Source organism: Nocardia sp. NPDC057668 (assembly GCF_042799795.1).
Taxonomy (GTDB): domain Bacteria; phylum Actinomycetota; class Actinomycetes; order Mycobacteriales; family Mycobacteriaceae; genus Nocardia.
On sequence record NZ_JBHVIC010000001.1, the window covers coordinates 2,353,240 to 2,375,185 of the forward strand.

Below are 21,946 nucleotides of genomic sequence, written 5' to 3' on the forward strand. Positions count from 1 at the left end.
CCGGATCAGAACGGGAAGCGGCGTTCGCCGGTCACGGACCAGACCCGGGTGAGTTTGCCGTCGCGGGTTTCGAAGAAGTCGATTCCGCTGCGGGCGTTGCCGTCCGGGAGCTCGGCGAACCAGCGGCAGGCGAAGGCGCTCGGGCCGGCGGCGGAGAACGTTCCCACCGCCGAGCCGTCGATCGCGAATCGGATCCCCGCGCGCGAACCCAGGTACTCGCGCAAGAACTCCGCGAACTCCGCCGGGCCGCGCAGTTCGTCGGCGGGATGCGTGCCGTCGCCCGCGTCCTTGCCGAAGGCGATGCGGAAGTCGCCGCCGCACAGGGTGTTCACCAGTTCCGGTGCGCCGTTCCACATCTCGGTCCAGGCGGCGGCGAAGGCGTCGGCGGTGGTGATCTCGGTCGATACTGCGGTCATGACTGCTCCCGTGTGGTCGTGGAACTCGCGTCCGCGGGCTCACCACCGAGCATTCAGTCCTTGCGCGACAACGGTATGTCCGTGATCGCCGCCACATCGATGAGCTTGCCGTCGCCGGTCGAGATGAGCGACAGGTCGATTCCCCTGTCCGGCACGCGATCCGGCAGCACTTCGGCGGACACCACGCGATCGAGCCGGAAGCCGCGAATGGCCCCGCGCAGCAGGCACCACGCCGACAGATACCAGTGCGCGCCCACGATCAGGCCGAGCGGTTCCACCAGCCGCGCGCTGGTGACGCCGTCACGGTCGGTGTACGCCAGCCGCAGCACCCGGCGGCCGATCAGCGCCTCCAGCACCTGCGGCGGCGCGGTGGCGGATTCCCCGGGCAACAGGCGGATTCGAGCGCTGAGCTCGGCCGCGGCCGACCGATCGCCCTCGGTCAGCACGCCCAGCACCTTGTGCACGGCCGACCGCGCGGCGGGCGCGAACGGCGTGCCGGCCAGTGTCGGCAGCGCCACCAGCAGCGCGGTCGCCTCGGTCGCTGTCAGCGACACCGGCGCGAGCGTGCGCCCCCGGTCCAGCGCGTAGCCCCCGTTGCGCCCCGGCACCGTCCGCACCGGAACCCCGGACTGCTGCAACGCCGCGATATCGCGCACGATGGTCCGCGGCGTCACCTCCAGCCGCCCCGCCAACTGCCGCGCGCTCCGCGGCCGCGGGCTGTACGCCCGCAGTTCCTCGGCCAGCGCGTAGAGCCGCTCGGTCTTGGTCACCCCCGCATTCTCACGCGGGGGTACGACACAACTCCGGGCAAACCGGACTCGACCGGCCGAAAGACCGGTCGGGTCATCCCATTCGCACGGCGATAGTCGCCATCCCCCCTCACTCGAACACGGGAAGAACCGCCACGGACGCCGGTCTCATGACTCGCCCGCAGCCTGCGACCCGAACGGCCGGAAGCTCAGCCGACGCGTGCTGATCCCTGCGGCGCGAGAGCAATCGGCGACGCGACGATGCGGACGGCACGGCCGCGGGACAGCGGCGGCCGCGAGCCAGGCGGGCTCGCCGGGCCGGGCACGAGGAGTCGCTGCACGAATCCATCGGCGACACAAAGACGCGGTCGTCACAAACCCTCGGACTGCGGCGGCCAGAAGCTTTGCGGGCGGGCGCGGGAGGTGCCGCGGGCCCGGGAACCCGGCGATATTCGGGCGGGAGCGCGCGGCGTGTGCGGGGGCGGCGGGGGCTCGTCTAGGGTGCGGGGATGGCGCGGATCGTGGTGGTGGGCAGCATCAATATGGATCTGGTTACCACCGTGGGGCGGCGGCCCGAGCCCGGGGAGACCATCAGCGGGGAATCGTTCGCGCTGGTGCCGGGCGGGAAGGGATCCAACCAGGCGATCGCCGCCCGGCGGGGCGGGGGCGAGGTGGAGTTCGTGGGGGCCGTGGGGGACGACGTGTTCGCGGGTGAGCTGGCGGGGGTGCTCGGCGCCGCGGGCGTGGGTGTTTCGCGACTGCGGCGGGTCGAGGGGGCCAGCGGGGTCGCGGCGATCGTGGTCGACGGGGGTGGCGAGAACAGCATCATCGTTGTGGGCGGGGCGAATTCGCGCATGACCGAGTTGAGCTCGGCGGACCTCGGGGTCATCGCGGGGGCCGACGTGCTGCTGTGCCAGTTGGAGATTCCGGTGCCGACGGTGCTCGCGGCCGCGGAGCACGCGCGAGCCAACGGGGTGACGGTCGTGCTGAATCCCTCACCGGTGCAAGAGCTTTCCGAGCGACTGTGGGCGGCGGTCGACATCGCGGTGGTCAACGAGGGCGAGGCCGCCGAATTCGGTGCGGCGCTGGACGTGGTGCCGCACGTGATCACCACGCTGGGGGCGGCGGGCGCGGTGTATCGCGGGCTCGACGGCCGCAAGATCCCGCGGGCGGGAATCGAGGTGGAGGTGATCGACACGACCGGGGCCGGGGACACCTTCGCCGGTGTGCTCGCGGCGCACTGGCACGAGGGGCCCGAGGCCGCCATGCGGTGGGCGTGCGCGGCGGGAGCGCTCGCGACCACGAAACTGGGGGCGAGCGTGGCCATTCCGGAGTTGGCCGAGATCGAACGGGTGCTGGGCCCGGCCTGATCGTGCAACAATCCCCTCTACTCGGCGGAATTCGCCGCCGTCGGGGTGTCCGTGCGCGCACGGGCCGGATATCTCACGCCGCCGCCGGAGCCTTTCCCGTATGCAGCGCGACCAGTTCCGCCAGTTGCTTGCCCACCCGCTCGAGCGGCGCGGTGGTGCGCGTGGCCAGGGAGACGATCACCGCGCCCTCGATCGCGGCGACGATCGTGGTGGCCAGGGTGCGCGCGGTCTCCGGCGCCACCTGCTCGGCTTCCAGCCGATCGGCGAGGATGCCCTCCCACTCGGTGAAGGTCTCCCCCGCGACATCGGCCGCCTCGGGCGATTCGGCGCGGCCCAGCGCCGCGGCGACGATCGGGCAGCCCGCGGTGAAATCGCTCGAGACCAGCGCCTCCCGCCACATCGCCGGGAACGCCGCGATGACGGTCGCCAGGTCGGCGCCCGCGGTGACGGTCCGCATCAGCGCGCTCGACGCCTGGCCGGCGGTCCGGGTCGCCTCGGCGACCAGTTCGGACTTCCCGCCGGGGAAGTTCAGGTAGACCGAGCGGCGCGAGATGCCGCTGTGCTCGAGGAGCTGGGCGATTCCGGTTCCGGCGATGCCCTTGCAGCGCATGAGTGCGATGGCGCTGTCGATGAGGCGGTCGCGCGCTCCCATGGTCGATTCCCTTCCTTGCTGTATACCGATCGGTGTACTACCGTTTCGATATACCGATTGGTCTACTCGAGTGTAGACCGGCGCAATCCCCTTCGACGATGAATCGGAGCACCCGTCATGGCGACATCATCCCGCGGCAGAGCGAAGCCGGAGCGGACCGTGCCGGCCCCCGCCCCCGAGGTCCCCGGCCTGTCCGATCCGCTGCCGCTGGCCAGCGGGCAGGTGCTGCCGAATCGCATGATGAAGTCGGCGCTGAGCGAGGGCCTCGGCAATACCGACTTCGCGCCCGACGAGCGGCTCGAGCGCCTGTACGCCCGCTGGAGCACCGGCGGCTACGGCCTCATCGTCACCGGCAACGTCATGGTCGACAGCCGCCACCAGGGCGAGCCGGGCAACGTCGCGGTCGAGAACAAGCAGCATCTCGCGGCGCTGACCCGCTGGGCCGAGATCGCCAAGGCCGGCGGCAGCAAGGTCTGGGTGCAGATCAATCACCCCGGCCGCCAGGCCAATCCGCTGGTGACCCGGAACCGCTCGGTCGCACCGTCCGCCGTCGCCATGGCCATTCCCGGCGCGCCCACGCCGCGGGCGCTGACCGAGGCCGAGATCCTGGACATCATCGAGCGTTTCGGCGTCGCCGCGAGCGTGGCCGAGGCCGCGGGCTTCGACGGCGTGCAGATTCACGGCGCACACGGCTACCTGGTGTCGCAGTTCCTGTCCCCGCTGTCGAATCAGCGCACCGACGCCTGGGGCGGAGACCCCGAGCGGCGCAGGCGATTCGTGATCGAGGTGGCGCGCAGCATCCGCGCGGCCGTCGGCCCGGGCTTCGGGCTCGGCATCAAACTCAACTCCGCGGACTTCCAGCGCGGCGGCTTCACCGAGGAGGAATCGCGCGCGGTCGTCGAGGCGCTCTCCACCGAGGGCCTGGATCTCATCGAGATCAGCGGTGGCACCTACGATTCCCCGGCCATGCTGAACCGCCCGCAGACCAAGGCCGCCAGCACCCGGGCCCGCGAGGCGTACTTCCTGGAGTACGCCGAATCCGTGCGGCAGGCAGCGGGCACGGTCCCGATCGCCGTGACCGGCGGATTCCGTTCCCGCACGGCCATGTCCGAGGCGCTGGCCGAGGGTAAGTGCGACCTCATCGGCCTGGGCCGGCCCGCCATCCTCTTCCCGGACGCCGCCGCACAGCTGCTCACCAACGGCACCGAAGTGCTGCGGCCACCGGCGATTTCGCTGGGCCTGCCCGCCCGGCTCGCGGCCAATCCCACACTGAAGTCCTTCGACGGCGCCCTCGATCTGCAGTGGCACACCGACCAATTGCATCTGCTCGGCGCGGGCAGCGACCCCGATCCCGAGCGCTCGCCGTGGAAGACGGCCGTTCTCATCGTGCGGCGCAACGGTTTCGACGCCTTCCGCAGCAAGCGGTCGGCTGCCCCGCGGCCCGCCGCCGATCCCGCGGCCCGCAAGTTCCGGCGCGAGCGCACCCTGGGCCGGTACATCATGAATCCGGCCGTGCGCGCCCTGGACAGGATCGGCGTGCGCACCGCGCTGGCCTCGGAGATCGAGACCATCGGCCGTAAATCCGGTGAGCCGCGCCGGGTTCCGATCTCCATGCTCTTCGACGCCGAGGGCGCGTGGGCCATCTGCCAGCACGGGCTGCGCTCGGGCTGGGGGCTCAACATCTCCGCGAACCCCGAAGTCCGCGTCCGCCAGGGCGATCGGTGGCGCACCGGCACCGCCGTCCTGCTCCCGGACGACGACGTGGTGGCCCGCTCGCACACCTTCGCCCCGCATCCGCTGCTGGCCCCGGCCGCGCGCAGCGTCTTCGCCGCCCTGGAGACCAACCCGGTGACGGTACGCATCACCTTCACCGACTGATCCGGCCCGGCGAACTCGACCCGACCGGCGAATCGGCCGGGCCCGCCGCGCCAACCGGCCGTGCCCGTCTCGCGAATCATCATCGCCCGCACCGCGATACAGCGGTGCGGGCGGTGCCATACCGCGGGGCCGACAGCGGCATCGCGCGGCGCGCGCCCTCAGCGGCCGGGGCGCACCAGAATCTGGATGTGATCGTCGGGGTTGCGCAGCGCCTCGATCGCGCCCGCCACCCCGTCCAGGCCCACCTCGCCGGTGATGAGCGAGGCCGCGTCGACGGTGCCCTCGGCGATGCGGTGCAGGGTCCGCGCGTATTCCTCGTGCGGGTAGACCATGCACATCTCGAGCGAGATGTCCTTGTAGATGCCGACGATCGGGCGGATGACGTCGTCGGTCATGACCGCGCCGATCTGCAGGATCCGGGTCTCGCGGGGCGCCCGGTACATGAGGTCGTTGAGCAGGCCCGGAACGGCGGCGCAGACCCAGACGTGCAGCTGCTGCCCGGGCGCGGCCTGGTCCCGCCACACCTCCACCGGATCCTCCACGGCCGGATCGACGACCCGGTGCGCGCCCAGCCGCAGGGCGGCCTCGCGGCGCAGTTTCGATGGATCCGAGGCCACGATGGGCGCGACGCCCCGTTCGGACAGCGCCGCCACCGCACCCAATCCGACAGGGCCGCAACCGATCACGATGCCGCTGCCGTCCGGCCCGATGCCGGTGCGCGCCACGTTGCCGAACCCGACCGCGAGCGGCTCGGTCAGTGCGGCGACGTGCGGCGGCACATGGGCGGGAATCGGTTCCAGCGCCATCGCCTGCAGCACCATGCGCTCGCCGTACCCGCCCGGGAAGTCGTTGGAGTAGCCGACGCCGTGGATACCGCCGGCGGAGTCCAGCGCCCACGGCAGCGCGACCACGTTCTGGCCCTCGACGAACGGGGTGTCCGGGCCCGCCCCGATGACCCGGGCGGCGAGTTCGTGACCCATGACCAGATCCCGGTGCGGGTCGAACAGGAAGGTGGGCACCCCGCTGTCGCGCGAGGCCTGCAGAAATTCGTCGGTGTAGTCCAGGGCCTGTTTGTCCGAACCGCAGATCCCGCAGGCGATGGTCTCGACCAGCACCTGGCCGGGACCCGGCACCGGTTCGGGGACCTCGTCGACGACGAGCTTGCGATCGCGCATGACCACCGCGCGCATCTCACGCACCTCCCACGGCGGTCGGCGGGCGCGCGGACGCGGGGCGAAGACCGCGGCGCGATGGTCCGGATGATGTGGACTGGAACAACTTTCAACGCTCCTCGGCAGGTGGGCAGGGGTGCTCCGAGGCGGGCGCGCACGGGCCGAGGCTCTGACCGCGGCGCGCTCGGGGTCCGCCGTCACGGGACGGCGGACCGGGTCACAGGTTCAGCCGCGGGCCCATTCGTGACCCCAGTAGCTGTCCGCGGTCATCTCCTCGGCGACGTAGTCGTCGCCGACCAGCATGCCCTCGCAACCGAATTCGATGTCCCAGTTGCCGGGGGTACGGACGTAGAAGGAGATCATCTTGTCGTTGGTGTGCCTGCCCAGCGTCGAGGACAGGTGGTAACCCGCCTTGGTGACCCGGTCCAGCGCCCGGCCCACGTCGTCCAGCGAGTCCACCTCGACCATGATGTGCACGATGCCGGGCCCGTCCGGGCGGCTGCCCGGAATGAGCGCGAGGCTGTGGTGGCGCGGGTTGACGCCCATGAAGCGAATCCAGATGGGATGTGCGGGCGGGCCGACGCGGAACGAGCCGCGCGAGCTGAAATCCAGTACCTCGGTGTAGAACTGGCGCGCGGCCTCGATGTCGGGCACCGGCAGCACCACGTGCCCCAGGCCCAGATCGCCGTTGACGAAACGCGCGCCGTGGCGGGTGAGCACCGGGCTGTGGTCGAGCAGCGGGCCGTGGAAGACCTCGACGGTGAACCCGGCCGGATCGACGAAGCTGACGGCCTCCTCGACGTGGCGGTTCGCCGCTTCCTCGGCGCTCAGCGCGGTGACCGCGACCCCGGCCTTGTCCAGGGTCTCGCGCACCAGCTGCAGCGAACGGCGGTCGGCGACCTGCCAGCCGACGGCGATGACTTCGTCGCGCTCGCCCGGCACCAGTTCCAGCCGGTAGGTGTGCTCGTCGGTGCGCAGGTACACCGATTCCGGATTCGGTCCCGAGCCCTCGGCGAAACCGATGGTGTCGAAGGCGAATTCACGCCAGGCCGCGACGTCGGCGATGCGCACCCGTACGTAGCCGAGGGAGCTGAAGGCTGCCATGTTGTACTCCTAGCGATTTCGGGAACAGCGGTAGCGATTTCGGGAACAGCGGTCAGGAATAGGTGATCGAGACGTCGTCGGTGACCGGAACCGCCTGGCAGGCCAGCACATAACCCTCTTCCAGGTCGGCGTCCTCGAGTACCTCGTTGCGACGCATGGATACTTCGCCCGACACCACGCGGCACACGCACGCGCTGCACGCGCCCTCGCGGCACGAGTAGGGGGCTTCCAGGCCCTTGGCCAGCAGCACGTCGAGCAGGGTCTGCTGCCGGGGCCAGGTGACCTCGTGGTTTTCGCCGTCGAGTTCCACCCGGGCGACGGCGTTGTCGCCGGCGGCGGCCGCGGCGTCCATGTCGACCGGGGCGGTGTCGATCTCGAACGGGTTGCCCGCGAGGGAGACGAACTTCTCCGCGTGCACGCGGCCGCGATCGGCGCCCAGCGCGGTCATGGCGGCCGCGACCGCGTCCATGAACGGGCCGGGGCCGCAGACGAAGACCTCGCGCGCTGCCCAGGGCGCGGCCAGCGCGGTGAGCTGCGCGACGCTGGGCAGACCCTGCACCGATTGCAGCCAGTGCAGTACCAACAGCCGATCCGGGTGCGCGGCGGCCAGTTCCGCCAGTTCGGCCGCGAAGATCACCGCGTTCTCGTGCTGATTCGCGTAGACCAGGGTGATGTGACCCGAGCCCTGAGCCAGGGCGGCCTTGAGGATCGACAGCACCGGGGTGATCCCGCTGCCGCCGCCGAACAGCAGCAGATCGGTGTCCAGCGACGCCGGGGTGAACAGGCCCGCGGGCGGCAGCACGTCCAGGCTCATGCCCTCGGCGGCGTTGTCGCACAGCCAGTTCGAGCCGTAGCCGTCGGCGGTGCGCTTGACGGTGACCTTGAGCGGACCGTCCTCGTGCGGTGCGCTGGACAGCGAGTAGCAGCGGCTCACCGAGCCGGTGCGCTCACTCGGAATGCGCAGGGTCAGGAACTGCCCGGGCCGGTAGCCGAAGCGATCGGCGTGCGCCGGATCCGGGGCGAGTTCGAGTGAGACCGCGTCCGCGGTCTCGCGCACCACGCGCACGACCCGCACCGTGGCCGCGCCGCCCGCCTGCCGCGCGGTCCGCACCGCGTCGTCGGCGTCGGACTGTGCCGTATCCGGTTCGAGGTCTACCACCGTCATCGCTTTACCAGTTCCATTCGTCTGCTTTTGTTTCGTTTCCGGGCCTACCGGGTAGCCCATTCGAGGGTCGACCGCCGACGCTGCCGGGCGGCCTGTTTCTCAGGCTTGGCGGCGGACCGTCGCTGACGCTCGGCGGCGGCCCGTCGCCAACCGCCCCGCCCTAGGCCAGGGTCCGGCCGCGGGTGCGCACGTCCGCGTCGCGGGTGCTCGCGCCCAGGGCACCGGCCGCCACCGCCGCCTCGATGCTGTCCCGCAGCGCGTGGCAGGTGTGCGATTTCAGGCCCGCGCCCGCGAGTTCGGTGCAGGCGGCCTCGGCGACCCGGTTCCACTGCACGCTGGTGTGCTGCGGGCTGAACTTCTCCACCAGCACGCAGGTCCCGCAGGACCCGCACGACACCTGATCCATGGCGGCGCCTCTCAGCCCTGCGCCGCGGCGGCTTCGGCGCGCTTGGCCAGGTTGTCGGCCACCTCGGCCTCCCACGCGGTGACCGCGCGGGTGGTGTCCACCTCGAACTCGAAGCGGGTGGTCATCTCCTCGGTGACCGCGGCGGCGTCGGTGTAGAACTGCTCGTACCAGCGGCGCAGCTGGTAGACCGGCCCGTCCTCCTCGCACAGCAGCGGATTGTTGATGCGCGACTTGCGCTTCCAGATGTTGGCGTCCTGTTCGAAGCCCTTGCCGAGCCCGCCCACGAACTTCTGCGCGATCTCCGCCGCCTGCTCGGCCGGGACGCCGTCGGGCTTACGCGCGATGGCCCCGTACATGAGCATGAACTGGTTCTCGTTGATCGGGTAATGGCAATTGATGAGGTAGCCCTCGACGACCAGGCCGTTCGCGCTCTCGGACTTCAGGTAGTCGATCATGTAGGACGGCCCGTAGTACGAAGCCTCGGACTGCAGGACGTTCTTGCCGCCCAGCGCTTTCGCCGTCTCGCCCATCATGTCCTCGCGCGAGACCGAGGTCATGTACTGGCTGGCGGTGTGGCCCTCGAAGACGTTCTTGAAGAAGGTCGGGAAGCCGTAGTGCACGTAGAAGAAGTGCGCCATGTCCACGACGTTGTCCACGACCTCGCGGCAGTTGGCGTCCACGATCATGGTGTTCCAGGTCCAGTCGGTCCACTCGTCGCTGAACGCGGCGTCGATGCGCGGGATCGCGACCTCGGCGGGCGGCTGCTTGTTCTCCGGGTCGTGCCAGACGAACAGCTGATGGTTCTCGACCATCGTCGGCCACGCCTTGGTGCGCGCCAGCGGGGGCACCCGGCGGGCGTACGGAATGCCGGTGCACTTGCCCTTGCCGTTCCAGCGCCAGTCGTGGAACGGGCAGGCCAGTGAATCACCCTTGACGGTGCCGTCGGCGAGATTGCCGCCCATGTGGGGGCAGTACGCGTTGAGCACGTTCAGGGTGCCGTCCTCCGCCGCGAAGACCACGATCTCGGTGCCGAAAGCCTTGACGGTGTGCGGCTTTCCGTCCCGGAAGGAGTCGGCCAGACCCAGGCAGTGCCAGCCGCGCGCGAACCGGGCAGGCGGTGCGCCCGCGTCGATGACCCGCACTTCGGCCGATGCCACACCATCGGTGCTCATGTGAATTCCTCTCCCTTGCCTTACTTCGATGGTTCCCGCCGATGTGACGCCGATGACAACGGATGTCTCACTGGGCGGGAGGTTGCTACTGGTGTGCGAGACGCCGCGGCTAGTGCGCGTCGAACCGGCCGAAGCCCGCGCGGTAGAACAGCAGCGGCGTCGCGTCGGAGTGTTCGTTCAGGCCGGTGACGTCGGCGATGACCACCGTGTGGTCGCCGCCGTCGACCTCCTCGCGCAGCGTGCAGTCGATGGTCGCCAGCGCGCCGGTGAGCAGCGGCGACCCGTTGCCCGAGGGAATCCAGTCGATGCCGGCGAACTTGTCCGCGCCGGGCCGCCCGAGCTGCCGGCAGATCTCGGTCTGGTCCTCGGCCAGGATGTTGACGCAGAACGTCCCGACCCGGCGAATGCGCGGCCAGGTGCTCGAGGTGCGCGCCGGGAAGAAACTCACCAGCGGCGGGTCGATGGACAGCGAGGCGAAGGACTGGCACGCGAACCCGACGGGTTCGCCGGCGTCCACGGCGGTGATCACGGTGACCCCCGAGGCGAAGCGCCCGAGCACTGCCTTGAAGGCGGCGGGATCGATCCGTGCGGCCACGAGATCTACCTCCAGCACCGGTTCCACGGTGACTCCTCTATTTCGATTCGACATATAGCTGGCAGTCATGACAGCAGGTCGGGCCGGGGAGGCGTCAATATCCGGGTTCGGTCACCGAGACATGAATCCGTAGATCGGGACGAAACCTACGTAGTTCTCCCGATTCCTCCGGGTGTGGTCCAGGGCACTGTGATGGGTAGCACAAGGTCCGAAACCGGCACATGCCTATTCGGAATATCCCTAGACTGGATGTCGGATCCAACGGAGGCTCATATGTCCGTCGCCACGCTCGCCTCGGCGGAAGCTCGAATCGCTCACAACCCCATGCGTTCCAAGGAATCTCGTAACACCAGCGCCGAAGTGCCGGTCTCGATGATCGAACGGATGACGCTGATCCTGGACGCGTTCGACGCCTCCACCCCCACCCTCACCCTGCTCGGCCTGGTCGAGCGCACCGGGCTGCCGCGTTCCACCGTGCACCGGATTCTCGATCAGATGATCAAGCTGCGCTGGCTGGCGCACACCTCGGGCGGCTACCGCCTGGGCATGCGCGCTCTCGAGCTCGGCGGACTCACCGCCGACCACAACGAGATTCGCGACGCGGTCAGCCCGCTGCTGCACGAGTTGAGCCAGCGCACCGGCATGGTCGGACACCTGGCGGTGCTGGACGGGCGCGACGTCGTCTACCTGGACAAGGCCGGCGGCCGCTTCGCCGCGAGCCTGCCCACCCGCCTGGGCGGCCGGATGCCCGCGCACGCCACCGGCGTCGGCAAGGCCATGCTCGCCTGTCTCGAGCCGAACATCGCCGAGGCCGCGCTGCGCACCCGGCTGCCGCGCCTGACCCCGCGCACCATCTGCGAGCCCGAGGCGCTCGCCCGCGAACTCGCCCAGATCCGCCTGCGCCAGGGCATCGCCATCGACCGGGAAGAGGCCGTGGTCGGAATCGCCTGTGTCGCAGCGCCGCTGCGCGGTCGGGGCACCGCGCCCGCCGCCCTCTCGCTCTCGGGCCGCGCCGACGGCATGAGCTACGACCGGCTGGCCCGCGTCGTGCTCGAGGTCGCACACGAGGCCGGCCGGGCGCTGTTCCCGCGTCGCGCGCACTGGCGCTGAACGCGGCCGATCCAGGTTGCCCGGAACTTCAGAAGGCAGGCACATGCGGGGGCGATACAGTTCCATGATGACCGATGGCGCCGCGCGCCCCGAGGAACAGCAGGCGATCCCGGAGTTGCCGACCACGGCGTGGGCCGTGCTCGGAATGCTCTCGCACGCAGAGGAACTCTCGGGGTACGACCTGAAGAAATGGGCGGACTGGAGTCTGCAGTTCTTCTATTGGAGCCCGTCGTTCAGTCAGATCTATGCCGAACTCAAACGGCTGGAGAAACACGGATTCGCCATCTCGCGAACCGTCGTCTCCGAGGACGGCATGCGCGGCAAGCGCATGTACGCCATCACCGACAGCGGCCGGGAAGCGGCTTCGCACTGGGTGAATCACTCCCCCGTCGAGGCGCCTGTGCTCAAACACAGTGTGATGCTGCGTGCCTGGCTCGGCCATCTGGCCGAGCCCGATCGCATGCGCGAAATCCTGGGCCAGCACATCGATTACGCGGAGACCCAGCGCCGGCGCGCGCAGGCCGACGCGGACGGCGCGGACGCCAATCCGGAATGGGCCTATCCCAGTGCCGTATTGCGCTGGTGCGTCAAGCATTACGAGGCCGAAAAGGAATTCGCCGAGGACCTCCTGGCCGATCTGGATAAATTGGCACGAAAGCGTAGTCGCCGCAGGTCCGCGGCGAAGCCGAATCCCGAAGATTCCCGTTCAACGGACCGGGAAACGACTGATTCCCACTGAACGGACTTCTTCATAGTCGGCGCGCACACAGCGTGACACGGTTCACATCAAACGTGTTACCTACTCACCTGGAGTGCGCCAATGTCCACCACTGTCGAAACCACGACGCCCGACGGCGTCGTCGACGACACCGGCCGCCTCGATGGTGCATCGAAGCTCCGGATCTTCTCCGTCCTAGCGGTGATCGTGCTGTTCACCGAGGTCGCCCCGATGCAGTACGTGATGGTCTCGGCCGCGCTGCGACAGATCGCGCCGACCTTCCCCAGCCAGGGCGCGAACATCAACTGGGCCATCATCGTCTTCGGCGTGGTCGGCGCGGCCACCTCGCCGCTGATCGGCAAACTGAGCGACATCATCGGCAAGAAGAAGATGTTCCTCACCTGCGGCATCCTGTTCATGATCGGCTGCGTCATCTGCGCGATCACCAGCAACTGGATGCTGTTCCTCGTCGGGCGCGGCCTGCAGGCCACCGCCATTGCCACCGCGGTCATTTCGTACGGTCTCATTCGAGATCTGATGCCGCGCAAGCTGGTTCCGGTCGGCCTGGGCATCGCCTCCACCGGTCTGGGCGTCGCGGCCCTGGCGGGCCCGCTGCTGGGCGGCTTCATCGTCGACAACTACAGCTGGCGCGCGATCTTCTGGTTCCTGTTCGCCTTCACCGTCGTGATGATTCCGCTGGTCTGGGTGATCGTGCCGGAGTCCAAGCTGCGGACCCCGCAGAAGCTCGATCTGCTCGGCGCGTCCCTGCTCGGCGCGGGTCTGGTGCTGACCCTGATCTACCTGGACAACGGCCAGCACTGGGGCTGGTCCAAGCCCTCCTCGCTGGCGTGGCTCATCGGCGGCCTGGTGCTGCTGGCGCTGTTCCCGATCGTGGAGACCAAGGTCAAGCAGCCCATCATGGACATGAAGCTGCTGATGAACCCGCGCGTGAGCGTGGTGCTGTTCGTCGCGCTGCTGGCGTCGTTCACCATCGGCTACCAGTCCTACGCGGTGGGTTACATGACCCAGTCGCCGCCCGCGGCGGAGGTCGTGGAGCAGGTGAAGGCCGCCACCTGGGATCAGGTCAAGGCCGGGGCGCTGGAACAGGCGCAGAAGGGCGCCGAGGCCCAGGCCAAGGCCGCGCTGCCGCCGGGGGTGGAGCTGCCGCCGGGCGCGGTCGTGGTGCCGCCCGAGGCCGTGTACTCCCAGCTGCCCCCGGACATGGTCCAGGTCGAACTGGATCCCGGCTACACCTACGGTGACGGACTCAGTCTGCTCGGCTTCGCGACCCATATCGCGCTGGCGCAGGCGGTGATCTCGATGATCCTCGGATTCGTCGGCGGTCTCTGGATCCGCCGCTCCGGAGCCCGAGCCCCGCTCATCGTGGCCCTGACGATCTTCATCGGCTCCTCCATCGCCTATGCCCTGATGTCCCATACCTGGGGCACGCTGGCCCTGGTCAGCGCGGTGTTCGGCATCGCGTTCGGCCTGTACTACGCGGCCATGCCGAACCTCATAGTCGAGGGCGTGCCCGCCGAACAACAGGGCATCAGCGCGGGCATGCTCGGGGTCATGCAGGCCATGGGCGTGGCGATCGGGCTCGCGGTGGCCACCGCGTTCCTCAACGCCAATCCGGTGCAGGCCGTGGTGACGGTGATGGGCGCCGAACCCGTCACCCAGGACATTCCGCTGCTGTACGCCGATTCCGGCTACGAGATCAGCTTCTACTTCATCGCGGGCGCGGCGGTCATCGCCCTGATCGGCGCGATCCTGATGAAGCACGGCCGCACCCCCGCCACCGGCGGCACGGCGCACTGATCCACCTCCGATACCCCAACGGCCCGAAGGCATATCGCCTTCGGGCCGTTGGGGCGTACTGGAAACAACTCCGCGCCCATGATGGCCCGATCCGGATTCGGGGCGCACATCCGCGACCACTGAGCGGGATCCTGCCTCGTTGTTCCGCGCCGGGCATATTTCTATTAGAAATACCCGAAGGAGGTGGTCGACGATGACCGGTGAGCTCGACAGCATCGCAACCGCGGTAGCGGCGATGGCGGCAGGCGGCATGGTGCTCGTGGTGGACGACGAGGATCGGGAGAACGAGGGCGACCTCGTGCTCGCGGCCGAGAAGGCGACCCCGGAGAACATCGGTTTCCTGGTGCGCCACACCAGCGGCGTGGTCTGCGTTCCCATGGCGGGCGAGGATCTGGACCGGTTGCAGCTGCCGCCGATGACCGCGATCAATCAGGATCCCAAGGGCACCGCGTACACGGTCTCGGTGGACGCGATCTCCGGTGTGAGCACCGGCATCTCGGCCGCCGACCGGGCGCACACCATGCGCCTGCTGGCCGATCCGCGCACCCGCGCCGGTGAGCTGTCCCGGCCCGGGCACGTCTTCCCGCTGCGCGCGAATCCCCGTGGGGTGCTCGGCCGCCCGGGCCACACCGAGGCCGCGGTCGACCTCGCCCGGCTGGCCGGACTGCGCCCGGCCGGGGTGATCGCCGAGGTCGTCAACGACGACGGCTCCATGGCGCGCCTGCCCGAGCTGCTGATCTTCGCTCGCGCGCACCGCATTCCGATCGTCTCGATCGCCGATCTCATCGAGTACCGCCGGCGGCTGGAGAACGGGATCGCGCGGGTGGTGCAGACCCGCCTGCCCACCCGCTTCGGCGACTTCCGGGTGGTCGGCTACGCCGACGAGCACTCGGGCACCGAACATCTGGCGCTGGTGTACGGCGATCCGGCCGGCGCGGACACCCTGACCCGCGTGCACTCGGAATGCCTGACCGGGGACGCCTTCGGGTCCCGGCGCTGCGACTGCGGCGAACAGCTCGACGCGGCGCTGGCCGCGGTGGCCGAGCACGGGCGCGGGGTCGTGGTGTACCTGCGCGGGCAGGAGGGCCGGGGCATCGGCCTGCTGAACAAACTGCGCGCCTACGAACTTCAGGATCAGGGCGCGGACACCGTGGACGCCAATGTCCGGCTCGGGCTGCCCATCGACGCCCGGGACTACGGTGCCGCCGCCCGCATCCTCGCCGATCTCGACGTGCGTTCGGTCCGGCTGCTGAGCAACAACCCGGCCAAACAATTCGGGCTGGAGTCGCACGGCATTTCGGTGACCGCGCGGGTTCCACTGCACACCGCGCCCACCGAACACAATGTGCATTACCTGCGCACCAAAAGGGATCGCATGCGCCATCAGCTGCCCGATATCGACGCCGCGGTCGGCTTTCACTGATCGTGTCCGGACGGCGGCAACGCACCGGGCGGAAAGTCCATCCCGCCGCTGTTGGCGGACTTCCGGCCGTTCGGACGCGCATTCGGTAGGGTCGGGTCGCGCAACGTGACGCGGGCAGTCGCAGGAGGTCAAGGTGCCGAGTTTTCTCAGCCGCGTGGTGCTGCCGAACTATTTTCGGCTCATTCGCGCGAATCGGCCGTACCTGGGTCCCGACGGCGCACGAAAACATCTGCGCGAACGCACCATTCGACCCAAGAGCTACGGACCGCCCCGGCGTTTGCGCACCGGCGTCGCGGTCAGCGCGGATCACGTGGGCGGCTGGCCGGTGTACACGATCACGCCGCGCACCGGCCGGGTGCGCGGCAACGTGGTGTACCTGCACGGCGGAGCCTGGGTCAACGAGATCTCCCCGCAGCACTGGGCGCTGGCCGCGGACATCGCCGTCGCGGCCGGTGCGACGGTCACCGTCCCCATCTATCCGCTCGTGCCCTTCGGGACCGCCGAGGAGGTGGTCGCCGGCGTGTGCGAGCTGGTGCTGGCCAACCGTTCCCGCTACGGCGAGGTCTGCCTGGCCGGCGATTCGGCGGGCGGGCAGATCGCGCTGTCCACCGCCGCGGTGCTGCGCGACGAGCACGGCATTCGCCTGCCGCGCACGGTGCTCATCTCCCCCGCGCTGGATCTGTCGCTGGCCAACCCCGAGATCGACGTCGTCTTGCCGACCGACCCCTGGCTGGGCAAGGAGGGCACCCGCGTCTTCATCGAGCTCTGGCGCGGGGTGCTGCCGCTGTCGGATCCGCGGGTCAGCCCGCTCATGGCCGACATGGACGGGCTGGGACCGCTGACGGTCTTCAGCGGCACCCGCGACATCGTCTGGCCGGATGTGAAACTGCTGGTCGCCAAGGCCCGGGCGGCGGACGTGGAGATCGACTACCACGAAGCGCCCGGGCTGGTGCACGTCCATCCGCTGATCCCGGTGCGCGAGGGCCGCGCCGCGCGGGCGGTGCTGCTCGACACTCTCGCCCGGGCACTGGCCGGAACCGAGGAAAAGCCCCGTGCGCCAAGTGAACCCGGAACCTAGGCGGGACACCCCGCGGCGATCGGAACGGCCGCGATCAGTCGCCCGGACGCGGATGCTCGGCCAGCCAGGCGCGGGCGCGCGTCGCGGAGGCACGGCTGAGCCACGCGTCCTGGATGATCTCGGTCAGCTCCTGCAGCGTCAGTTCGGGCAGGCGCGCCGAGCGCAACAGCACCGAGGAATGGCCCTTGAAATGCGGTGTGGTGAAGAAGGGCGAGTCCGGGTCCTGCACCAGGGCCTGCTTGTCGGATTCGGACGGCACCCAGAAGACGATGACGTCCGGATAGCGGTCCCCGGTCTCGGGATCGACCGCGTCCGGCCGGGGCGTCCGGAAGAAGATGAAGGACTTCGCGCCCACCTGGTACACGGGATTCTCGGCGGGGCCGTATTCGACGGTCACGTGGGGCATCGCCAGGGCGAGGTCGTGCACATCCGCCAGACGGGCGCAGCGCGGCTTGGTCGGCACCCTTCGAGGGTAGCCGCCGGGCTCCGGCACAGACGGCAAAGGCGGCATATGGGGCAGGTCGGAAATCATGCCGTCTTCACATCGCAAAACCCGACAAATCGGGCGATGAGCCGGAATGATGCCTGTTCGGAGCGTCATGGGGTGTAAGCCGGGGCACAGTGCCCGCGAGCACGCCTGGCGATCGGCGACGAGCAGGGCTTATGGGGCGTCGCTGGCAGGGAACCCGACAAATCGCATAGGTTGGTGCGCATGGCACGGCGTGGCAATGGAAATCTGACTGCCGAGGTCACCAGTTTCGTCGGGCGCCGCGACGAACTGGCTACCGCGAAGCGGCTGCTGCCCACCACCCGGGTACTGACCCTGCTGGGTCCGGGCGGCATGGGCAAGACCCGGCTGTCCCGGCAGATCGGGCAACTGGTGGCGCGGGCGTTCCCCGACGGCGTCTGGATGGTCGAACTGGCCGATGTCCAGGACCCCGAGCTGGTCACCCTCACCGTGGCCGAGGCCCTGGATCTCCGCGACGAGTCGACCGCGCCGCTGCCCCGGCTGACCGAGTTCCTGGCGAACAAGCGCCTGCTGCTCATCCTGGACAACTGCGAACACCTCATCGACGAATGCGCGCGACTGGTCGGGCGCATCATCGCCACCACCCCGGACGTGCGGGTGCTGGCGACCAGCCGCGAGGTGCTCGGCATCCCCGGCGAGCAGGTCATGCCGGTACCGCCACTGACGGTGCCGGACAACGACTCCGGGCTCGACGGCGACGCGCTGACGCTGTTCACCGAACGGGCCAGCGCCGCCAATCCGGCGTTCGTGGTCACCGCTGCCAACCGGCCGGTGCTGGCCGAGATCTGCCGCAGGCTCGAAGGCATGCCGCTGGCCCTGGAATTGGCGGCGCTGCGGCTGCGGATGTTCACCCCGGAACAGATTCTCGACCGCCTCGACGACACCATGGAACTGCTCAGCGCCGGGCCGCGCACCGCGCCCGAACGCCAGCAGACCATCGAGGGCGCGATCCGCTGGAGTTACGACCTCTGCACCCCCGCCGAACAGCTGCTGTGGGAACAGCTTTCGGTCTTCGCCGGCGGTTTCGACCTGGAGGCCGCCGAGGCGGTGTGCGAACTCGGCGTGCCGCGCAAGGCCAAGGGGGCGCTGCTGGACGCGCTCACCGGGCTGGTCGACAAATCGGTGGTGCTGCTGCGCCTGGACGGCGACACCGCCCGCTACTCCATGCTCGAGCCCATTCGCCAGTTCGCGGTGGACCGGCTCGCCGAACGCGGCGAATCGGCCGCTGTGCGCGCCCGCCATCGCGCGCACTTCCGGCAGCTGGCCATGCGCGGGCAGACCGCGTACTGGACCGGCGAGGACGTGGCCTGGTTCCGCGAACTGAGCCGCGAACACGCGAATCTGCGTGCGGCGCTGCGCACCGGGCTCGAGGACGAACCGCTGGATACCATGGCGACGGTCACGGTGCTGCGCCCGTTCTGGGAGCACAATCGTTTCCTGTCCGAGGGGTACCGCTGGCTGGTGGACGCGCTGTCGCGCAATCCGGAGCCGACGGCCGAACGCGCCAAGGCATTGTCCTCGGCCGCCTCGCTGGCCGCGCTGCTCGGGGATCAGCACTCCGCGGCCAAGCTGGTCGCGGACTGCCTGGAACTGGCCGCCAGCCTCGACGATTCCGACATCATGGCCGAAGCATCCCTGGATCGCTCACTGCTCGCCTTCGCCGAGGGCGATCAGGCCTACGCCCTGGAACTGGGCCACGAGGCCATCGATCTGGCGGCCGCACACGGGCAGGACGCCATCGAGATGGACAGCCACGCCTTCTCTTTCATGTGCGCGATGGTGCTGGACGCGCCGGGCCGCACCGAGCTGGCCGAGGGCTTCTTGAAGCTGACGACCGCCAGCGGATCCCATCTGCTGGGCGGACTGGCGCTGTGGACGGTCGGCATAAACCATTGGCGGCTGGGCGATCTGGAGGCATCGGCGCAGTATCACCGGCGCGCCATCGAACAGCTCGCGCTCTTCGACCGCTGCATCTGGCTGTCCTCCGCCTTCGAGGGCCTGGCCTGGACCGTATCCGCGGCGGGCGACCCCGAGCGCGCGGCCCGGCTGCTGGGCGCCGCGGAATCGCTGCAGCGCAGCACGATTCGACTGGCGCACACCATCACCGTCGCGGTCGGGGACAAGGAGCGCTGCAAGATGCGCGCGGCCCTGGGCGAGGACGCGTTCCGCGCCGCCTTCGGCGCGGGCGCGAACATGCCGCTGGAGGAGGCCATCGACTACGCGATGGGCCGTGCCCCGGCCCCCGCCGCCCCCGCGCTCGAACCGGTGGTCACGCGCGCGCCCCGGAAGTCGGCGGTCGCGGTGTCGGAAACGAATGTGCTGACCCGCCGTGAGAAGGACGTGGCGCGGCTGGTGGCGGCCGGGCACAGCAACAAGCGCATCGCCGCGGATCTGGTCATCTCCATTCGCACGGCCGAAACCCACGTCGAGCACATCCTGACCAAACTGGGCTTCACCTCACGCACCCAGGTCGCGGCCTGGGCGCACGAACATCAGCTCTGAGTCCGTGCGCCGGCCGCGGCGCGTCCCCGATCTGACGCGCCCGAATCACAGTCCGTTCGTGAGGAAGTCGAGCACCGAACGCTCGAAGGCGTCCTTGCGCTCGATCTGGACCCAGTGCCCGCAGCGGGCGAAGGTGCGCAGATCGGCGTTGGGCAGCTGCCTGGAGGGGAACAGCGCGCCCTCCACCGGGGTGACGCGATCGTCGCGGCCCCAGAGCATGAGGACTTCGTGGCGCAGGTTCTTCAGCCGCGCCCAGAGCGGTAGTGCCTCGGCCATCTTCGGGTTGTAGAAGGTCGCGTAGGCATCGCGCAGCGCGGCCTGTCCCCGGGGATCGGCGGCGGCCTTCAGGCGCGTGGCGACGAGTTCCTCGGTGAGCGTGGCCTCGTTGCTGACCATGGCGCGCAGGAACCCCATGGCGGTGTCGTCGGTGGGGTTCGCGTTGAACTCCATCAGTCGCCGAATGCCTTCGGACGGTTCGGGTCCCAGCACATTCACCCCGACGCCGCCGGGCGCCATGAGCACCACGCGGTCCACCCGGTCCGGGTGCTCGAGCGCGGTCAGCGCCGCCACCCCGCCGCCCATGGAATTGCCCAGCAGATGCGCCTTCTCGATGCCGAGCTCGTCCAGCAGCCCGATCACCGCGTCCGATGCGATCCGAAGGTAGTTGCGTTCGTACACTTCCGGGCGGCCGCTCGCGCCGAAGCCCGGCTGATCCAGCACCAGGCACCGGAACCGCTCGGCCAGCACCGGCAGGTTGCCGCCGAAGTTGGCCCAGCCCGAGACGCCCGCGCCGGAGCCGTGCAGCAGCACCAGGGGCGCGCCGGAGCCCGCCTCGTGGTACCGCAGCTTGCTGCCGTCGACGGTGACCCAGCGCTCGGTGTTCTCCACCGTGAGAGTCATCTACAGCATCCGATCCGTGACCTCGAGGCCCATCGCGCCCTTGCCGAACATGGCCAGCGCGCGCTCGACGTCGTTGATCGCGTGCACGCTGCCCGCGTGCGCGTCGCGCCAGTGCCGCTCGATCGGGTTGGGGCGGCGGATGGAATGCCCGCCGGAGTTCTTGAAGAGCAGATCGATGGCCTCGAGCGCGCGTTCGGTGCCGCGCACCTGGTCGCGGCGGGCGCGCAGGCGCAGCTCGAACGGGATGTCCTCGCCCGCTTCGGCATAGCGCAGCTGCTCGGAGGTATTGCGCTCCATCTGCAGGATGGCGGCGTCGATCTCACTGGCGGCGCGGGCGATGCGCACCTGGGCGAACGGATCGTCGGAGACCTTCTGGCCGCCGTAGGACAGCCGCACGCGCTCCTGCTGGCGCGCGATGTGCGCCTCGTACGCGCCCTCGGCCGCGCCGATGATCGGGGCGGTGATGGTGTTGGAGAAGACGCTGCCGAACGAAATCTTGTACAGCGGAGCGGTGTTCACCTCCTGCCCGGGGCCGATGAGGTTGGCCTGATCGGTGGCCGAGTACAGGCGGTACGCGGGCACGAACGCCTTGTCGATGACGATGTCGTTGGAGCCGGTGCCGGACAGGCCCGACACGTGCCACACATCGTCGATGCGGTAGTCGGTACGCGGCACCAGGACCGTGTAGTAGTCCATGCCGTTCTCCGAGGGCAGCAGCGCGCCCAGGAACACCCACTGCGCGTGATCGCAGCCGGAGGAGAAGCTCCAGCGGCCGGACATCTCGAAGCCACCCTCGACCGCGCTGAGCTTGCCGGTCGGCGCGTAGGAGGAGGACACCAGGGTGTCGGGGTTCTCGGACCACACGTCCTGCTGCGCCCGGTCGTCGAACAGCGCCAGCTGCCACGGGTGCGCGCCGAGCACCGAGGTGACCCACGCGGTGGACGGGCACGCGCTCGCGACCGCGCGCACCACCCGGTAGAAGTCGACCGGAGAGTCCTCCGCGCCGCCGAATCGCTTGGGCTGCAACATCCGGAACGCACCGGCCTCGGTCAGCTCCGCGATGCTGGCGTCGGGCACCCGCCGCTGCTCTTCGGTTTCCACCGCCCGTTCGCGGATCGAGGGCAGCAGATCCCGAACCTGATCGAGCACCTTGTTGGTCATGCGGGTGTTTCCTCCTCGTGCGGTGGTT

General features: G+C 69.6%; 20 protein-coding genes and 1 pseudogene. 9 read left to right on the forward strand and 12 right to left on the reverse strand.

Going from position 1 to position 21,946, the window contains the following annotated elements:
- Positions 1 to 5: 5 nt before the first annotated feature.
- Both ACFVBH_RS10850 and ACFVBH_RS10855 read right to left on the reverse strand, forming a co-directional pair.
- Positions 6 to 416, reverse strand: a complete 411-nt coding sequence (locus ACFVBH_RS10850) for a hypothetical protein (RefSeq protein ID WP_379001194.1) — start codon at positions 414 to 416, stop codon at positions 6 to 8.
- A 53-nt stretch (positions 417 to 469) separates the two neighbouring features.
- A complete protein-coding gene (locus ACFVBH_RS10855) occupies positions 470 to 1,186 on the reverse strand; it encodes a helix-turn-helix transcriptional regulator (protein WP_379001195.1) in 717 nt (238 codons plus the stop codon).
- Positions 1,187 to 1,674: 488 nt separating this feature from the next.
- Between ACFVBH_RS10855 and ACFVBH_RS10860 the strand changes: the two genes are divergently transcribed.
- Positions 1,675 to 2,535, forward strand: coding sequence for a ribokinase (locus ACFVBH_RS10860; protein ID WP_379001196.1), 861 nt, complete (start codon positions 1,675 to 1,677; stop codon positions 2,533 to 2,535).
- 73 nt (positions 2,536 to 2,608) lie between these two features.
- On the opposite strand, the gene ACFVBH_RS10865 is transcribed toward ACFVBH_RS10860, so the two are convergent.
- Complete coding sequence (locus ACFVBH_RS10865) at positions 2,609 to 3,187, reverse strand: TetR/AcrR family transcriptional regulator (protein ID WP_354986308.1); 579 nt, start codon at positions 3,185 to 3,187, stop codon at positions 2,609 to 2,611.
- Between the two features lie 117 nt (positions 3,188 to 3,304).
- On the opposite strand from ACFVBH_RS10865, the pseudogene ACFVBH_RS10870 reads away from it, so the two are divergent.
- A pseudogene (locus tag ACFVBH_RS10870) lies at positions 3,305 to 4,360 on the forward strand (NADH:flavin oxidoreductase/NADH oxidase family protein); the annotation flags it as partial.
- Positions 4,361 to 4,687: 327 nt separating this feature from the next.
- Positions 4,688 to 5,065 (forward strand): nitroreductase family deazaflavin-dependent oxidoreductase, encoded by a 378-nt coding sequence (locus ACFVBH_RS10875; RefSeq protein WP_354986338.1) that lies wholly within the window; start codon positions 4,688 to 4,690, stop codon positions 5,063 to 5,065.
- 158 nt (positions 5,066 to 5,223) lie between these two features.
- Here the strand turns inward: ACFVBH_RS10875 and ACFVBH_RS10880 are convergent, their stop codons facing one another.
- The 6 genes from ACFVBH_RS10880 to ACFVBH_RS10905 all read right to left on the reverse strand — a co-directional run bounded on the left by ACFVBH_RS10880 (position 5,224) and on the right by ACFVBH_RS10905 (position 10,706).
- Positions 5,224 to 6,255: a zinc-binding dehydrogenase gene (locus ACFVBH_RS10880; protein ID WP_379001197.1), complete on the reverse strand. Its 1,032-nt coding sequence runs from the start codon at positions 6,253 to 6,255 to the stop codon at positions 5,224 to 5,226.
- Between the two features lie 207 nt (positions 6,256 to 6,462).
- On the reverse strand, positions 6,463 to 7,341 hold the full coding sequence (locus tag ACFVBH_RS10885; protein ID WP_354986306.1) for a VOC family protein: 879 nt from the start codon (positions 7,339 to 7,341) through the stop codon (positions 6,463 to 6,465).
- 52 nt (positions 7,342 to 7,393) lie between these two features.
- Positions 7,394 to 8,506, reverse strand: a complete 1,113-nt coding sequence (locus ACFVBH_RS10890) for a 2Fe-2S iron-sulfur cluster-binding protein (protein ID WP_379001198.1) — start codon at positions 8,504 to 8,506, stop codon at positions 7,394 to 7,396.
- A gap of 160 nt (positions 8,507 to 8,666) precedes the next feature.
- The gene (locus tag ACFVBH_RS10895) at positions 8,667 to 8,912 is read right to left on the reverse strand and encodes a hypothetical protein (protein WP_354986304.1); all 246 of its coding nucleotides are present in this window, start codon (positions 8,910 to 8,912) and stop codon (positions 8,667 to 8,669) included.
- 11 nt (positions 8,913 to 8,923) lie between these two features.
- Positions 8,924 to 10,084, reverse strand: coding sequence for a Rieske 2Fe-2S domain-containing protein (locus tag ACFVBH_RS10900; protein WP_379001199.1), 1,161 nt, complete (start codon positions 10,082 to 10,084; stop codon positions 8,924 to 8,926).
- A gap of 109 nt (positions 10,085 to 10,193) precedes the next feature.
- On the reverse strand, positions 10,194 to 10,706 hold the full coding sequence (locus ACFVBH_RS10905; protein ID WP_379001200.1) for a flavin reductase family protein: 513 nt from the start codon (positions 10,704 to 10,706) through the stop codon (positions 10,194 to 10,196).
- Between the two features lie 246 nt (positions 10,707 to 10,952).
- On the opposite strand from ACFVBH_RS10905, the gene ACFVBH_RS10910 reads away from it, so the two are divergent.
- The 5 genes from ACFVBH_RS10910 to ACFVBH_RS10930 all read left to right on the forward strand — a co-directional run bounded on the left by ACFVBH_RS10910 (position 10,953) and on the right by ACFVBH_RS10930 (position 16,826).
- On the forward strand, positions 10,953 to 11,789 hold the full coding sequence (locus ACFVBH_RS10910) for an IclR family transcriptional regulator (RefSeq protein ID WP_354986301.1): 837 nt from the start codon (positions 10,953 to 10,955) through the stop codon (positions 11,787 to 11,789).
- A 67-nt stretch (positions 11,790 to 11,856) separates the two neighbouring features.
- The gene (locus ACFVBH_RS10915) at positions 11,857 to 12,528 is read left to right on the forward strand and encodes a PadR family transcriptional regulator (RefSeq protein WP_354986300.1); all 672 of its coding nucleotides are present in this window, start codon (positions 11,857 to 11,859) and stop codon (positions 12,526 to 12,528) included.
- Positions 12,529 to 12,609: 81 nt separating this feature from the next.
- A complete protein-coding gene (locus ACFVBH_RS10920; protein WP_354986299.1) occupies positions 12,610 to 14,325 on the forward strand; it encodes an MFS transporter in 1,716 nt (571 codons plus the stop codon).
- Between the two features lie 193 nt (positions 14,326 to 14,518).
- Positions 14,519 to 15,748 carry a bifunctional 3,4-dihydroxy-2-butanone-4-phosphate synthase/GTP cyclohydrolase II gene (locus ACFVBH_RS10925; protein WP_379001201.1) on the forward strand — a complete coding sequence of 410 codons (1,230 nt, stop codon included), beginning with the start codon at positions 14,519 to 14,521 and terminating at the stop codon, positions 15,746 to 15,748.
- Positions 15,749 to 15,881: 133 nt separating this feature from the next.
- The gene (locus tag ACFVBH_RS10930; RefSeq protein ID WP_379001202.1) at positions 15,882 to 16,826 is read left to right on the forward strand and encodes an alpha/beta hydrolase fold domain-containing protein; all 945 of its coding nucleotides are present in this window, start codon (positions 15,882 to 15,884) and stop codon (positions 16,824 to 16,826) included.
- Between the two features lie 34 nt (positions 16,827 to 16,860).
- On the opposite strand, the gene ACFVBH_RS10935 is transcribed toward ACFVBH_RS10930, so the two are convergent.
- The gene (locus ACFVBH_RS10935) at positions 16,861 to 17,232 is read right to left on the reverse strand and encodes an MmcQ/YjbR family DNA-binding protein (protein WP_379001696.1); all 372 of its coding nucleotides are present in this window, start codon (positions 17,230 to 17,232) and stop codon (positions 16,861 to 16,863) included.
- A 306-nt stretch (positions 17,233 to 17,538) separates the two neighbouring features.
- On the opposite strand from ACFVBH_RS10935, the gene ACFVBH_RS10940 reads away from it, so the two are divergent.
- Entirely contained in the window at positions 17,539 to 19,857 is a 2,319-nt protein-coding gene (locus ACFVBH_RS10940; RefSeq protein ID WP_354986295.1) for a LuxR C-terminal-related transcriptional regulator, read from the forward strand.
- Between the two features lie 45 nt (positions 19,858 to 19,902).
- On the opposite strand, the gene ACFVBH_RS10945 is transcribed toward ACFVBH_RS10940, so the two are convergent.
- Positions 19,903 to 20,757: an alpha/beta fold hydrolase gene (locus ACFVBH_RS10945; RefSeq protein ID WP_354986294.1), complete on the reverse strand. Its 855-nt coding sequence runs from the start codon at positions 20,755 to 20,757 to the stop codon at positions 19,903 to 19,905.
- Entirely contained in the window at positions 20,758 to 21,918 is a 1,161-nt protein-coding gene (gene hsaA, locus ACFVBH_RS10950) for a 3-hydroxy-9,10-secoandrosta-1,3,5(10)-triene-9,17-dione monooxygenase oxygenase subunit (RefSeq protein ID WP_379001203.1), read from the reverse strand. It lies immediately after the preceding gene.
- Positions 21,919 to 21,946 lie beyond the last annotated feature (28 nt).